This is a genomic window from Mesorhizobium sp. WSM4306 (assembly GCF_007003975.1).
Taxonomy (GTDB): domain Bacteria; phylum Pseudomonadota; class Alphaproteobacteria; order Rhizobiales; family Rhizobiaceae; genus Mesorhizobium.
Window position 1 is genome coordinate 48,861 of the sequence record NZ_VFTC01000023.1, and the last position, 14,429, is coordinate 63,289.

A 14,429-nucleotide genomic window follows, 5' to 3' on the forward strand; every position below is an offset into this window, starting at 1 on the left:
GCAAAACTCCGCGAAGGTAAAAGCGCCGGCTTCAGGCCGTTGGCTTCGGCAGCGCCGTCCCCGGGGGAGAGCCTTGCGGCGCGGCTGGCACACGGCTGACCGCCTGGCGCAAATTCTCGGCCTCGACGCCGCGCTGGCGCGCCAGCTTGCGATATCGGCCCTGCTTGACCCAGGTCGCCAGGCTGCCGACGACCATGCCGATGGCGAGCGCCACGAACAGGAAGATGAACAGCGGCAAGTTCAGCGTCAGCTTTGGATTGCCGGGGTTGAACGGGTCCAGCGTGAAGGCGACCAGCTCGCGGTTGGCGACGGCCAGTGCAATCAGGATGACGGCCAGCGGCACGAAGACCACGATAAGTATGAAACGGTTGAACATAGAGATTCCTTGGGAAAGGCAGGCCTTTAAGAAGGCCGACGCGTCAAGTCCGCGCTTATTTGCCGCCGTTCAGCCGTTCACGCAATTCCTTGCCGGTCTTGAAGAACGGCACCCACTTCTCCTCGACCTCGACGGATTCGCCGGTGCGCGGGTTGCGGCCGGTGCGGGCAGGGCGGTTTTTCACCGAAAAAGCGCCAAAGCCGCGCAACTCGACCCGGTTGCCTTCCGCAAGGGCATCGGTGATCTCGTCGAAGATCGCCCCCACGATGTTTTCGACGTCGCGCAGGAAAAGATGCGGGTTGCGCGTGGCAATGATCTGCACAAGCTCGGATTTGATCATCAGAAAGGTCCCCGTGAAAGCGCTGCGGTCAAATTATCAGGATGATTTTATTTGCTTTTTTACTCGCCCCAAACGGCAAATCAAGGGTGCCAGACGGAAACGAGACCGTCAAGAAACAAGCGATCGGCGCCGATTTCGTGAAGAACGTCGCTTCCCGAGTCCGACAGACCGAGCGCGCTGCCGACGCTGCGCGCTACTGCTTTCGAGAACAGGAAGCTGCCGCGCCGTTCAGTGTCCTTCCATTCCACCACCTTGAGCTTGGCGTCAACGCCCTTGGTCGCTAGCCAGTCGATCGCCACGCTTTCGCCGCCGACAGCGTCGATCAGACCGTTGGCAAGGCCCTGGCGGCCGGTGAAGATCGAGCCGTCGGCGAGGGCCAGTGCCTGCTCGCGGGTCATCTTGCGGCGCTCGGCGACGATGCCGACGAACCAGTCGTAGCTGTCGAGGATGAGCTTGCGGACCATGGCGCGCTCGTCTTCATTGGTCGGCTTGAAGGGCGAGGGCGCGGCCTTGAGCGGCGAGGATTTCACCTCTTCGAGCTTGATGCCGACCTTGTCCATCAGGCCACTGACATCGGGATACTGGATGAGCACGCCGATCGAGCCGACGATCGAGGTCTTGCGGGCGACGATGTGGTCGCTGGCGCTGGCGATCATGTAGCCGGCCGATGCGGCCAGCGTGCCGACCTCGGCCACCACCGGCTTGTCGGCGGCGAGCTTGCGCACCTCCTCATAGATCGATTCACCGCCGACCGTGGTGCCGCCGGGCGAATCGATGGCCAGGATGACGCCCTTGACCTGCGAGGATGTGCGGATGGTTTCCAGTCGCTTGATCAGTTCCTCGTCCTCGGTGATGGTGCCTTCGATCCTGACCTTGGCGATATGGTTGACCGAGGAGCCGCCGAGATCTTCGCCATAGAACCAGCTTGCAAGCGCAATCACCCCGAGCGCCACGATGGCAATGGCAGCGCCGCGCCAGAAGGTCAGCTTGCGTCGCAAGCGGCGGCGGTCGATCAGGTCGTCGGCTCTCAGTGCCATGGTCTGCCTCATAATCGGTGGGAAGCGATGCTTTTAAAGCAAGCATCCGCGCCCGGCTACCTCTTCCTCACGGGCCTGCGGCGAAGCGACCGTGGCTGCGTACGGCATTTCAGGAAAAAATGACGCGATGCGTTCGTTTCTGCTATGAAGTGCCGAAATTGTGTCGCCTGATTTCCGTTTGCAAAAACAACGGTCGTCACATTTTTGCGGTTTTCCTCCGCTTGTGCTTGCTTGCGGGGGCCGGCAACCCACCTATAGCAGGTGTTTTGGCGGGCAAGGGTTTATTAGAAGACAGTCATGCTAGCTCGATCGAACGAACCGACCAACGCCGATGCGGCCTTGGCGCCCACGGCGCCCGCGGGCACGCGCGGGGACGCCTTCGACCGCGCCCAGCGCCATTCGCGCCGCGTGCGCGTGCTGAAGTTTGCCGTGCCGGTGCTTGCCGCTGCTATCGCGGTAGCCTTTCCGGTTTATTCCTATCTCGCGGCGCCGGTCTCGATCTCAATACAGGCAGAAGGCACCGCCTTTGCCAACGGCAAGCTGGTGATGGCCAATCCCAAGCTCAATGGCTTCACCAAGCAGAAGCTGCCCTATTCGCTGACGGCGCTGCGCGCCATCCAGGACGTCGGCAAGCAGGACATCATCGAACTCGAAGGCATCCATGCCAAACTACCGCTGACGGCCGACAATGTGGCGATCGTCGACGCCAAGCGCGGCATCTATAACAGAAACGCCAACACGATGGACATGACCAGCGACGTCACCGTCACCACCACCGACGGCGTCGCTGCCACGTTCAAATCGGTCTTCCTCGACATGGGCAAAGGTTCTATGAAGACAGGTGATCCGGTCGATGTCAGCCGTGACGGCTCGCGGATCACGGCGGGTTCGATGTCGGTCGAGGAAAATGGCAAGGTTGTCGTTTTCGAAAATAAGGTAAGCGTTCACATCGATCCGGCCACTATGAAGGCGGCAGAGGCAAAGAGCGGAGAATCGAATGCGTCCCAGTAATTCGGCACGGCTTGTCGCCGCAGCTTCGGCCTTGCTGTTGCTGGGTATGGCGCCGTCCTGGGCCCAGTCCAGCGCCAGCAGCCAATCCGGGCTCAAACTGTCGGGCGACCAGCCGATCCAGATCGAGAGCGACAAGCTCGAGGTCCGCCAAGCCGACAGCATGGCGCTGTTCAGCGGCAACGTCACCGTGACGCAAGGGCCGACGCTGCTCAAGGCCGGCAGTATGGAGGTCTACTACGTCAAGGACCCCAACGCCGCCAAGGGTACCGCCGCCGGCGCTTCGGCGATGACAGGTTCGGCCAACATCGATCACCTGGTCGTCAAAAACAAAGTCTACATCAAGTCGAATGACCAGATCGCCACCGGCGACAACGCGACGTTCGACATGAAGACGCAGGTTCTCGTCCTGTCGGGCAATGAAGTCGTGCTGTCCCAAGGCCCCAATGTGCTCAAGGGCTGCAAGCTCACCGTGCAGATGAAAAGCGGCCTGGCTCAGGTCGATGGCTGCGGCGGGCGAGTCATCATGTCGATGACACCGCCCCCGAAATCCGAGGCGCCGAAGCCCGAATGACTGGCGTATCTTCGCTGCTGACCCGCCTTCCGGGACGGGCGGCCAGCAAACTTGCTGCACCGGCCACAGTCACCGTCGATTCCGCGAAGTTCAAGGGCACCCTGATCGCCAAGGGTCTGACCAAGAGCTACAAGGGTCGCAAGGTGGTCAGCGGCGTCACCATCGGTGTGCGCGCCGGCGAGGCCGTCGGGCTGCTCGGCCCGAACGGCGCCGGCAAGACCACCTGTTTCTACATGGTCACCGGCCTGGTGCCGGTCGACGAAGGCACGATCGAGATCGACGGTTTCGACGTCACCTCGATGCCGATGTACCGCCGCGCGCGCCTCGGCATCGGCTATCTGCCGCAGGAAGCGTCGATCTTCCGCGGCCTCAATGTCGAGCAGAATATTCGCGCCGTGCTCGAGGTGGTCGAGAAGGACCGTAAGGTGCGCGAGCGCAATCTCGACGAACTGCTCGAGGAATTCCACATCAGCCATCTGCGCAAGTCACCGTCCATGTCGCTGTCCGGCGGCGAGCGGCGGCGCCTGGAAATCGCCCGCGCCCTGGCGACGCGGCCGGCGTACATGCTTCTCGACGAGCCTTTCGCCGGCATTGACCCGATTGCCGTCGCCGATATCCAGCAACTTGTGCGCCATCTGACGGCGCGCGGCATCGGCGTGCTCATCACGGACCACAATGTGCGCGAAACGCTCGGCCTCATCGACCGCGCCTACATTATCCATGCCGGCCAGGTGCTGACGCATGGCCGCGCCGACGAAGTGGTGGCGAACCCGGATGTGCGGCGGCTTTATCTCGGCGAGGGTTTCACGCTCTGAGCGTGAAATTTGTTTCCTGACGCGATTTTTTGCCGCCCCGCCGGGCCTTTTTCTCCGATTTTGCGTGAGATAATGCTCCGCAAGGGCCCTTTTGCTGCCATTCTCCTTGACAAGCAAAAGCCGGGCCAGTTTCTATGGAGGGTCGGAAAAATTCATTTTTCGGCAGCTTCTGATGTGTAGGCTTCCGGGTGCAGAAGGGCGTTTGAAACCAAACCATGGCGCTGGCGGCGAAATTACAGCTACGACAATCCCAGTCGCTGGTGATGACGCCGCAGCTGATGCAGTCGATCAGGCTGCTGCAGCTCACCCATATCGAGCTCGACCATTTCATCGACGACGAGATCGAGCGCAATCCGTTGCTGGAGCGCGCCGAGCCCCAGGAAGATGCGGCAAGTGACCAGGTGCAGAAGGGCGACACCGCGCCTGAGCCTGCCGCCGATGGCGACTGGTTCGAGAGCGAGACGGCGTGGAGCGCCGAAGCGATCTCGGACAAGCTCGACAGCTCGCTGGAAAACCTGTTTCCAGACGATCCCGGCACCAGCGAGCGACTCGGTCCCGACCTGACGGCGCAGTGGAAGTCGGCCACCGGCAATGGTTCGTCCGGCTCGTCCGAAAGCTTCGACGTTGGCGACATGGCGGCCGCGGCCATCACGCTCCGCCAGCATGTCGGCGAGCAGATCGCGCTTGCCTTTGCCGATCCGGCCGCAAGGCTGATCGCCGGCGAACTGGCTGATGGCCTGGACGAGGCCGGTTATCTGCGCGCCGACCCGGCAGACATCGCGAGACGGCTGGGCGCCGATCAGGCCATGGTGGCCAAGGTGCTGGCCGTTTGCCAGACATTCGAGCCGGTCGGCCTGTTTGCGCGCGACCTTGCCGAGTGCCTGTCGCTGCAGCTTGCCGTGCGCGATCGCCTCGATCCGGCGATGAAGACGCTGATCGGCAACCTCGAACTCCTGGCGCGGCGCGATTTCCAGACGCTGAAGCGGCTCTGCGGGGTCGACGAGGAGGATCTCCTCGACATGCTGGCCGAAATCCGCGCGCTCGACCCTCGCCCGGGCATGGCGTTCTCGGTCGGCACCAGCGACGCCATTGTCGCCGATGTCGAGGTGCGGGCGGCCAATGACGGCAGCTGGACGGTCGAGCTCAATGCCGAGACGCTGCCGCGCGTGCTGGTGGACCACATCTATTTCGCCCAGGTCTCGCCGCAGGCCAAGAACCAGGCGGAGAAGGATTTTTTGGCCGAGTGCCTGCAGAACGCCAATTGGCTGACGCGCAGCCTCGACCAGCGGGCAAAGACGATCCTGAAAGTGGCGTCGGAAATCGTGCGCCAGCAGGACGCCTTTCTGGTTCATGGCGTGCGCCATCTCAGGCCGCTCAACCTGCGCACGGTGGCCGATGCCATCGGCATGCATGAATCGACCGTCAGCCGGGTGACGGCCAACAAATACATGCTGACGCCGCGCGGCGTGTTCGAGCTGCGCTATTTCTTCACCGCCTCGATCGCCGCCTCAGGCGGCGGCGACGCGCACTCCTCGGAAGCGGTGCGCGACCGCATCAAGCAGCTGATCGATGAGGAAAAGCCCGCCGACGTGCTGTCCGATGACGCCATCGTCGACATGTTGAAGGAAAGCGGCGTCGATATTGCCAGGCGCACGGTGGCCAAATACCGCGAGGGCATGAACATTCCCTCATCAGTGCAGCGGCGGCGTGAAAAGCGCGCGCTGGCCAGCGCTGGGCGTTAGAACGGTTCACCGTTTCATGGAAACGGCGAACCGCTCTATCTCTTTGTTTTTACGCAATTCCGGACGGAAAAACCGATCACATTTTTCCTGGAATTGCTCCAGTTCTGCTTGCCCGGCAGGGCCTTTTGCTATGGCTGGATTTCCGCAACTCTAGACCTTCATTGACAAGCCGCAATGAAGTGTCTAGAAGCCCGCCCGCATGAGACGGGCTTGCGGCCCGCATGCGGATGGTCCGTCACGATGAAGGCCGCGGGACGGCCAAGAAGGCGGATTGTGATCAACCGGAAAGTTCGGATCTAAAATCGGCGCGAGTTGACGCCGCAAAGCTTGTGCGCACGGACCACGAGTATAAACTCTGGCCAGTTTGAAGCCTGAGCAAGGAAGGTCAGTTTTCAGATGAAGCTGCGCATATCGGGAAAGCACATGGATATCGGCGATGCGTTTCGTACGCGCATCACCGATCGTGTCGGCGAGGCGATCGGTAAATATTTCGATCGCGGTTTTTCAGGGCATGTCACCGTCATCAAATCGGGGTCGCGCTATTCGGCCGATTGCATGATCAGGCTGGATTCCGGCGCTTCGCTGCAGGCGACCGGCGATGCTCAGGATCCAACGCTTGCCTTCGAGGCGGCGGCGGATCGCCTCGAAACGCGGCTTCGGCGCTACAAGCGCCGTCTGAAATCGCACAATTCAGGCAATGGCAATGGTGAAATCACCGACATCGCCTATACGGTGATGGCGCCGCTTGCCGACGACGACGAGGAGTTTCCGGAGGATTTCGCCCCGGCCATCGTCGCCGAATCAACCATGACGCTGCAGACCATGTCGGTGGCGTCGGCAGTCATCGAGCTCGACACCAAGGAGAGCCCGGTCTTCGTCTTCCGCAACGCCGGAAACGACCACCTCAACATCGTCTATCGGCGGCCGGACGGAAATATCGGCTGGATCGACCCGTCCACCACCAAAGTCGCACAGGCGTGACGACAATGGGTCGCACGGGCGTGACGGCAATGGTCGCACAGAGATAATAGCCGGCCGCGCGAGGGGCGAGGACTGGCGACGGCAGGCGAATAAGGGATTTTCAAGCATGGATCTGAGCGATCTTATCAACGTTCCGGCGATCTTGCCGGCGTTGAAGGCGAACTCCAAAAAGCAGCTTCTGCAATTGCTGTCCGAGAGAGCGGCGGCGATTTCGGGCATTCCGGAGCGCGAAGTGTTCGACACCATCCTGCAGCGCGAACGGCTGGGCTCCACCGGCGTCGGCAACGGCATCGCCATTCCGCACGGCAAGCTCGCCGGGGTCAAGCGCATCGCCGGCGTCTTTGCCCGGCTGGAGACGCCGGTTGATTTCGAGGCGCTGGACGACCAGCCGGTCGATCTGGTGTTCTTGCTGCTGGCCCCGGAAGGCGCCGGCGCCGATCACCTCAAGGCGCTGTCGCGCATCGCAAGGGTGTTGCGTGACGCCGACACGGTAGCCAAGATCAGGGGCACGCGCGATGCGGTCGCCATCCACGCGCTGCTGTCGGACACGCAGGCCTCGCACGCGGCCTGAAGTCTTTTGGGGATTAACTCTTCCAGGGGCCGCCAAAGGCGGCCCTTTGCATTTCCGATCCTGACAATCGGCTATTCTATCGGTCAACCATGATCTTGCCCGAAAACCGGTTCCCCCTTTTCGGGATCATGGTTTTAGTGAATAGCAACAGTGGTCAGGTCGTTTTCCATGGCGCCGGCCAGAGCCCGGTCTTTGGCGTCCGAAAGCAGGATCGGCTGGCCGTTGGCCGCAAACAGGGCCCACAAGACCATGCCGGGCGCGATTTCGCCGAGATTGGGGAAGCGGCCGAGCAGTTCGTCGCTCGAGACCTTGCGGAGGTAAGCGACCGAGCCTTCGCCGAGATGGGCGAATTCGCCGCTGGTCATGGTGATGGTTTCGTCAGTTCTGGTCATTTCAAAGCCTCCTTGGCGCGAGGACGCCGCTCAAGGCCATCCCGCATGAGAGCCATCGGTAAAGATCAGTCTTTCACCGATATATTTATTTTCCGTACCAGTCGTTCGGACTCCGGCCGATCGAGATCGATCGACAAAAGGCCGTTCTTCAGTTCCGCTGCGATCACCCGCATGCCGTCGGCCAGCACGAAACAGCGCTGGAACTGGCGCGCGGCGATGCCGCGGTGGAGGAATTCGCGCTCGGTGTCGTCGGTCTGACGGCCGCGCACGACCAACTGGTTTTCCTCCGTGGTGACATCGAGATCGCTTTCGGCGAATCCCGCCACAGCGAGCGTAATGCGCAGCCTTTCGGCCTTGCCGTCGGCACCGCTGAGGCGCTCGATGTTGTAGGGAGGATAGCCGTCACCGGATTTCGCCAATCGTTCCAGGGTCTTTTCCATGGCATCGAAACCCAGGAGAAGCGGGCTGGAGAAGGGCGTCATTCGGCTCATGTTACACTGTCCTCTTTGGAGCGACATAAACTGGAAAAACCCGGATGGCATTTTTCCCGATGGTCTTGATATGGTCCGCGCCGCGGCGAAGTTCAAGCCGTCTAAAACCCCCGCCAAAAAGACTCCCCCGCATAAGGAAATGAAATGCCCCAAACCCGCAAGATCGTCATCGACACGGATCCCGGCCAGGACGATGCCGTCGCCATATTGCTGGCGCTCGGCAGCGCCGAGCTGGAGATCGTCGGCATCACCGCTGTTGCTGGCAACGTGCCGCTGAAATTGACCGAGAAGAACGCCAGAAAAATTTGCGAACTGGCCGGCCGGCCCGACATCAAGGTCTATGCCGGCGCCATCCGTCCGCTTGCGCGCGAACTGGTCACCGCCGAGGAAGTGCATGGCAAGACCGGCCTCAACGGCCCGCAACTGCCCGACCCGAAGATGAAGCTGCAGCACCAGTATGCGGTCGATTTCATCGTCGAGACGCTGATGAGGGAAGAGGCCGGCACGATCACGCTGTGCGCGCTCGGCCCGCTCACCAATGTCGCGCTGGCGCTGATCCGCGAACCGAAGATTGCACCGCGCATCAAGGAAATCGTGCTGATGGGCGGCGGTTTCTTCGAAGGCGGCAATGTCACGCCGACCGCGGAATTCAACATCTATGTCGACCCGCAGGCCGCCGATGTGGTGTTCAAATCCGGCATCCCGATCGTCATGATGCCGCTCGACGTCACCCACAAGGCGCTGACCACGGCCAAGCGCACACAGGCCATCCGCAAGCTCGGCACCAGGGTCGGCACCGCCACGGCCGAGATGCTGGAGTTCTTCGAGCGCTTTGATGAGGAGAAATATGGCACCGATGGCGGGCCGCTGCACGACCCCTGCGTCATCGCATATCTGCTGAAACCGGAGCTGTTCAAGGGCCGCAACTGCAACGTGACGGTGGAAACGGCCTCGGAACTCACCATGGGCATGACCGTCATCGACTGGTGGGGCGTCACCAAGCGGCCGAAGAACGCCATGGTGATGCGCGACATCGACCATGACGCCTTTTTCGCGCTGCTGGTGGAGCGGTTGGCGCGGCTGTAAAACCCCATGAGCTGATCCACGTCACCGCCCAGGGGCCTGGCGCCTCTGGGCGATACCTGTGCGCCTATTCACGCTGCAGGCGGTATGTTTCGGTGTCGTTGCGGCGATGCTGTCGCTCGAGCGAAACCTTCGAGCCGATGGCTCGCGGCGACGTCGTGTTGTCATAGGCAAACACCAGGCGGTCATTTTCATCGAGGCGAATTCCATACAAGTAGCGGAACCCGCTGCCGATCGCGACTTCGGGACTTGCAGGAGCGTTGAGAACGTTGACCACTGTACCGGTCAGGCGCTCGACATTGACGATCGGACTGCTTTGCCTTGCAATCGGGATGCCGATCGCCAGCGCGCAAACGCCCACAACAAGAATGGTGATGAGGATGCCCCTGAGGTTCTCCTGCAGGGTCATCCAGGCAAGCGAATGCCGAGCCTTGGCCATGCGCGTCGCCGTTCACTCTGCAAATCGATAAAAGACGACGCCATTGTCGCGTGTGACACGCTCCATGTTTGCCGGCGCGCCGATCAGATGCGGGCGGTCGTCATCGACAAAAATGGACGAACCGTTTTCGAGAGAAACCAGATAGAGGGTGCGGCCGTCGTCGGAATGGGCGCTCTTGACCGTTGCGCCGATTGGCTCGACCGACCGGATAGGGCTCGCGTCATTCGCCCCTTTGTAGAAAGCCATGGGAATAAGCACCGCGAACATGGCGATGGACAGGATCACGCCCGGCGCGTTCCTTTTAATGTCAACGTAGGTCCAGGACATCGACATGAATCCCCCAATGCTGATTCATGTGGTGGCGTCAAGGCTGACTGTCAATCAGCCCTCATTTGCCATTGGGAACGTAGCCGTTACTTCGCCTTTGAAAACGCCAGCCACAGGCCGCCGCCGACCAAAAAACTGCCGCTGATTCTGGACATCAGCTTGATGCGGCTGGCCGAGAGCAGGCGGCCGGCGCGGCTGGCGGCGAGCGCGTAGGTCGAATCCGAGACGGCGGCGAAGATCATGGCGGTGAGGCCCATGACGACGATCTGCAGCGTGTAATTGCCTTGAGGGGCGATGAACTGCGGGAAGAAGGCGCCGAAGAAGACCAGCGTCTTGGGGTTGCTCAGCGCCACAGCCAAGCCCTGCAGGAAGAAGCCGCCGCGCGGCTTCCTGGCCGTGCCGTCGGCGTTCAGCGTGCCCTTGGCGCGGAACATCTGCACGCCCATCCAGATCAGATAAGCGGCGCCGATCAGGCGCACCCATTCGAACCAGTGGCCCATGCCTGCGATCAGCGTGTTGAGGCCAATGCCGACAATGGCGATCATCACGGCAAGCCCGGCCTGGGTGCCGGCAACATTGGCGAGCCCGGCGCGCGTGCCATGGCGAATGCTGTTGGCGATGATCAGCGTTACGGTGGGGCCGGGCACCAGGATGATGACGATGCAGGCAAGGACATAGGCGGCGTAAAGTTCCAGCGACATGGGGGGATTCCTCGGCAGGATGCGCCTCGCACGGGCGCGTCAGAGCCTGATTAATGCACGGCGGTAACGCCGGTGCAAGCGCGGCAGGGCAGGTCACCTGCGGCCCTGGACGAACGTCAGGACGCTCCGACCTGCCATAGCAACGTCGCCTCATAGGCCGCGCCGGCACGCAGCACGGCGAGATCGCCGCGCGGTCGCCCGATCAGCTGCATGCCCATGGGCCGGCCCTTGTCGTCGAAGCCGACCGGCACGTTGAGCGCGGGACAGCCGCCGAGCGTGGCAAAGGCCGAAACCTCCATCCAGCGGTGGTAGCTGTCCATGGCGCGTCCGGCGACCTCGCGCGGCCAATGCGTGGCAATTTCGAAGGGAAAGACCTGTGCCGTCGGCACCGCGATGAGATCGAAGCGCTCGAACAGCGACAGCAGCGTGCGATGCCAGGAGGTGCGGACAACCGAGGCCGCGCGGATCTGGGGCGCCGTCAGCCGCATGGCGTTCTCCACTTCCCAGACGGCTTCCGGCTTCAGCAGGCTGCGCTTGTGGGGGTCGTCATAGTGGACCTTGAGCGCTGAGCCGCTGGTCGCCTGGCGCAGCGTGACGAAAGCCTGCCATAGCGCTTCGAAATCCACATCCGGCAGCAGTGGTTCGCTGGGGAAGGATGCATCGGCAAACCGGCCAAGCGCTGCCTCGCACAGATCGAGGATGCCGGGCTCCAGCGGCAGATGGCCGTTGAGATCGCCGAGCCAGCCGATGCGGCCGCCGCTTGCCGGTGTTGCCAGCCCGTCGAGGAACGATCCCGGCTTTTCAAAGGACAAAGGCGCCTGCGGATGATAGCCCGCCTGCACATCGAGAAGCAGCGCCATTTCACGCACACTGCGGCCCATCGGCCCGTCGACGCCCATCTGGGCATGAAAGACCTCGACGTCCGGTCCACCGGGGACAAGACCCTGGGACGGGCGGAAGCCATAGACATTGTTCCAGGCGGCCGGATTGCGCAGAGAGCCGCCGAAATCGCTGCCGTCGGCGACAGGAACCATGTCCAGCGCAAGCGCGACCGCAGCGCCGCCGCTCGATCCGCCGGCGGTGAGCGCCGGATCGAAAGCGTTCAACGTCGGGCCGAACACGTTGTTATAGGTGTTGGACCCCAGGCCGAATTCGGGAACGTTGGTCTTGCCGATGATGATGGCGCCGGCCTTGCGGATGCGCTCGACGAAGAAATCGTCTTCCTGCGGCACGAAATCGGCGAAGATCGGCGAGCCGGAACTGGTCCTGAGCCCTCGGGTCATGGCGAGGTCTTTGATCGCCATGGGCAGGCCGAACAGCGTGCCGGTCGGCTTGCCCTGTGCCAGATGCGCGTCAGCCTCGTCGGCCTCGCGCAAAATGTCGGCGCGCTCGCGCAGCGACACGATGGCGTTGACCAGCGGGTTCACCGCTTCGATACGGTCGAGGAAGGCCGCGACCACGTCGCGTACGGACAGGCGGCGAAGCCGGATCGCCTCGGCCAGGTCGATGGCGGGGAGGCGGCAAATATCGCCGGCCGGCGGCACGGCATGCTTCGTGGCGGGGCGCATGGCTGTCATCCGGCGGTGTTGCGCAGGGCGGCATCGACATCCGCCGCCAGCGGGATCGCCGGCTGGGCGCCGGGCTTCAGGCAAGCGAGCGAACCGGCAGCTGCGGCGCGGGTGAGAGCCTGTTCGAGCGGCAGGTTGGACGCGAGCCCTGCAGCGAGATAACCGCAAAAAGTGTCGCCGGCGCCGACCGTGTCGACCGGGGTGATCTTCAGCGCCGGCACGGTCAGGAAATCGTCCGGCGTCGCCGCCAGCACGCCGTCGCCGCCGAGCGTGACGACAATGGTGCGGCTAGTCTTGCCGGCGAAGTCGCGCATGCGCGCCGGGCGGTCGCGGCCTTTGAGCGACAGCGCCTCGCCGTAAAGGTCGAATTCGGTCTCGTTGGCGACGGCGTAATCGGCCTTGCCGAGAAACGCCGCCGCCTCGCCGCGGAAGGGCGCGGTGTTGAGCACGGTGATTGCGCCGGCGGCACGGGCGGCGTCAAGCGCGGCATCGACCGTCTGCAGCGGGATTTCGTGTTGCAGGAGGACGACGTCGCCTTTCGCAAGGAAAGCCTTGGCAAGATCGCCCGGCAGCACCGAATCATTGGCACCGGGCACCACAGCGATGACGTTCTCGCCATCGGCACCGACCAGGATCAGCGCCGTGCCGGTGGAGGCGAAGCTCTGGCCAACGCCGGAAAGATCGACCTTGCCCGCGACAAGCAGCGCCTGCGCCTCGGTGGCAAAGTTGTCCTTGCCGACGGAGCCGACCATGCGCACCTTGGCGCCGGCACGCGCCGCGGCCAGCGCCTGGTTGGCGCCCTTGCCGCCGGGAGCGGTGGTGAAACCGGAGCCGCGAACCGTTTCGCCCGGCGAGGGCAAGCGGTCGACATTGGCAATAAGGTCGAGATTGATCGAGCCGATAACGATGATCAAGAAAAGGCCTCCTGCGGGATGCGCGGGAAGCTAACCTGTAAGCCGGCGGCTTGCCAGAGCGTGCGGATATTTTGCGCGATTTCCGAGGGTTCGCAAAACAAAAACACCGGCGAAGGGTTTTCACCGGCGTTGTTTGATGCGGGGTGTCTTCAGGATGCGGTCTGGCCTGCTTCCCAGCCGAGGATGGCGCGCTTGCGGGTCAGGCCCCAGTGGTACCCGGTGAGCGCACCGGACTTGCCGATAGCCCGGTGGCATGGGACGACGAAGGACAACGGGTTGGCGCCGACTGCCGCGCCCACCGCGCGGCTCGCCTTCGGCGCGCCGATGCCGGCGGCGATCGAGGAGTAGGTGCAGGCCCTGCCCATCGGGATCCTCAGCAGCGCGTCCCAGACGCGCAGCTGGAAGTCGGTGCCGATCATCACCACCCGCAGCGGCTGGTCGGCGCGCCACAGCGTCGGATCGAAGATGCGCGCGGCATAGGGCTGGGTGGCGCTCATGTCCTCGACATAGGTGGCATTCGGCCAGCGGCCCGACATGTCGGCGAAGGCCGCCCGCTCGCCGCCCGGATCGTTGAAGGCGAGCCCCGCAAGCCCACGGTCGGTGACCATGATCAGAGCGATGCCGAAGGGCGAGATGTGGTAGCCGTAGCGGATGGTCAGGCCGGCGCCACGCGTCTTGTAATCGCCCGGCGACATCGCTTCATGGGTGACGAACAGATCATGCAGCCGGCCGGGGCCGGACATGCCGAGTTCGAACGAGGTCTCGAGCAGCGGCATGCCGGAATCGAGCAGCTTGCGCGCATGGTCAAGAGTGACCGCCTGCAGGAAGGCTTTCGGCGACAGGCCGGCCCAGCGGGTGAACAGCTTTTGCAGCCCGGTCGGCGTCTCGCCGACATCGGCGGCCAAGGCTTCCAGCGACGGCTGGTCGCGATAGTCGAGGCTGATCTTCTCGATGGCGCGGCGCACGACCTCGTAGTCGCTGCCTTCGGGGGTGATGTCGTGCTGCAGGATCGCTGTCGGTTTCATCTGCGTATTCATGGTCATCTGGGCGTTCATGGCAATATCTCCTTG

General features: G+C 62.9%; 18 protein-coding genes. 7 read left to right on the forward strand and 11 right to left on the reverse strand.

What is annotated here, in order from left to right:
- Positions 1-31 precede the first annotated feature (31 nt).
- The 3 genes from FJV77_RS23525 to sppA form a co-directional block, all read right to left on the reverse strand.
- Entirely contained in the window at positions 32-376 is a 345-nt protein-coding gene (locus FJV77_RS23525) for a LapA family protein (RefSeq protein WP_142868996.1), read from the reverse strand.
- A gap of 55 nt (positions 377-431) precedes the next feature.
- The gene (locus FJV77_RS23530; protein ID WP_006200394.1) at positions 432-716 is read right to left on the reverse strand and encodes an integration host factor subunit beta; all 285 of its coding nucleotides are present in this window, start codon (positions 714-716) and stop codon (positions 432-434) included.
- Positions 717-796: 80 nt separating this feature from the next.
- The gene (gene sppA, locus FJV77_RS23535; protein WP_142868997.1) at positions 797-1,753 is read right to left on the reverse strand and encodes a signal peptide peptidase SppA; all 957 of its coding nucleotides are present in this window, start codon (positions 1,751-1,753) and stop codon (positions 797-799) included.
- Between the two features lie 297 nt (positions 1,754-2,050).
- Here sppA and lptC point away from each other — a divergent pair, with 297 nt between their 5' ends.
- The 6 genes from lptC (at position 2,051) to ptsN (ending at position 7,444) form a co-directional block, all read left to right on the forward strand.
- Entirely contained in the window at positions 2,051-2,764 is a 714-nt protein-coding gene (gene lptC / locus FJV77_RS23540; RefSeq protein ID WP_142868998.1) for an LPS export ABC transporter periplasmic protein LptC, read from the forward strand.
- On the forward strand, positions 2,751-3,335 hold the full coding sequence (locus FJV77_RS23545) for an LptA/OstA family protein (protein ID WP_142868999.1): 585 nt from the start codon (positions 2,751-2,753) through the stop codon (positions 3,333-3,335). The genes lptC and FJV77_RS23545 overlap by 14 nt, the downstream gene beginning before the upstream one ends.
- A complete protein-coding gene (gene lptB / locus FJV77_RS23550) occupies positions 3,332-4,150 on the forward strand; it encodes an LPS export ABC transporter ATP-binding protein (RefSeq protein WP_023700100.1) in 819 nt (272 codons plus the stop codon). The genes FJV77_RS23545 and lptB overlap by 4 nt, the downstream gene beginning before the upstream one ends.
- Positions 4,151-4,365: 215 nt before the next feature.
- Positions 4,366-5,892, forward strand: a complete 1,527-nt coding sequence (rpoN, locus tag FJV77_RS23555; protein ID WP_142869000.1) for an RNA polymerase factor sigma-54 — start codon at positions 4,366-4,368, stop codon at positions 5,890-5,892.
- 396 nt (positions 5,893-6,288) lie between these two features.
- Positions 6,289-6,873 (forward strand): ribosome-associated translation inhibitor RaiA, encoded by a 585-nt coding sequence (raiA, locus tag FJV77_RS23560; protein ID WP_142869001.1) that lies wholly within the window; start codon positions 6,289-6,291, stop codon positions 6,871-6,873.
- Between the two features lie 106 nt (positions 6,874-6,979).
- Positions 6,980-7,444: a PTS IIA-like nitrogen regulatory protein PtsN gene (gene ptsN / locus FJV77_RS23565; RefSeq protein ID WP_135898701.1), complete on the forward strand. Its 465-nt coding sequence runs from the start codon at positions 6,980-6,982 to the stop codon at positions 7,442-7,444.
- Positions 7,445-7,578: 134 nt separating this feature from the next.
- Here the strand turns inward: ptsN and FJV77_RS23570 are convergent, their stop codons facing one another.
- Positions 7,579-7,836, reverse strand: coding sequence for a DUF1150 family protein (locus tag FJV77_RS23570; protein ID WP_023683072.1), 258 nt, complete (start codon positions 7,834-7,836; stop codon positions 7,579-7,581).
- 65 nt (positions 7,837-7,901) lie between these two features.
- The gene (locus FJV77_RS23575; RefSeq protein WP_142869002.1) at positions 7,902-8,327 is read right to left on the reverse strand and encodes an Hsp20 family protein; all 426 of its coding nucleotides are present in this window, start codon (positions 8,325-8,327) and stop codon (positions 7,902-7,904) included.
- Between the two features lie 144 nt (positions 8,328-8,471).
- Between FJV77_RS23575 and FJV77_RS23580 the strand changes: the two genes are divergently transcribed.
- A complete protein-coding gene (locus FJV77_RS23580; RefSeq protein WP_142869003.1) occupies positions 8,472-9,413 on the forward strand; it encodes a nucleoside hydrolase in 942 nt (313 codons plus the stop codon).
- Between the two features lie 64 nt (positions 9,414-9,477).
- Here the strand turns inward: FJV77_RS23580 and FJV77_RS23585 are convergent, their stop codons facing one another.
- The 6 genes from FJV77_RS23585 to FJV77_RS23610 form a co-directional block, all read right to left on the reverse strand.
- Positions 9,478-9,819 carry a hypothetical protein gene (locus FJV77_RS23585; RefSeq protein ID WP_142869004.1) on the reverse strand — a complete coding sequence of 114 codons (342 nt, stop codon included), beginning with the start codon at positions 9,817-9,819 and terminating at the stop codon, positions 9,478-9,480.
- A 42-nt stretch (positions 9,820-9,861) separates the two neighbouring features.
- Positions 9,862-10,176 carry a hypothetical protein gene (locus FJV77_RS23590; RefSeq protein ID WP_246691365.1) on the reverse strand — a complete coding sequence of 105 codons (315 nt, stop codon included), beginning with the start codon at positions 10,174-10,176 and terminating at the stop codon, positions 9,862-9,864.
- An 86-nt stretch (positions 10,177-10,262) separates the two neighbouring features.
- On the reverse strand, positions 10,263-10,877 hold the full coding sequence (locus FJV77_RS23595) for a LysE family translocator (RefSeq protein ID WP_142869006.1): 615 nt from the start codon (positions 10,875-10,877) through the stop codon (positions 10,263-10,265).
- A 116-nt stretch (positions 10,878-10,993) separates the two neighbouring features.
- Entirely contained in the window at positions 10,994-12,454 is a 1,461-nt protein-coding gene (locus FJV77_RS23600) for an amidase (RefSeq protein ID WP_142869007.1), read from the reverse strand.
- Complete coding sequence (locus FJV77_RS23605; protein ID WP_142869008.1) at positions 12,451-13,359, reverse strand: ribokinase; 909 nt, start codon at positions 13,357-13,359, stop codon at positions 12,451-12,453. The genes FJV77_RS23600 and FJV77_RS23605 overlap by 4 nt, the downstream gene beginning before the upstream one ends.
- A 149-nt stretch (positions 13,360-13,508) precedes the next feature.
- Positions 13,509-14,414 carry a methylated-DNA--[protein]-cysteine S-methyltransferase gene (locus FJV77_RS23610; protein ID WP_185970406.1) on the reverse strand — a complete coding sequence of 302 codons (906 nt, stop codon included), beginning with the start codon at positions 14,412-14,414 and terminating at the stop codon, positions 13,509-13,511.
- Between the last annotated feature and the right edge of the window lie 15 nt (positions 14,415-14,429).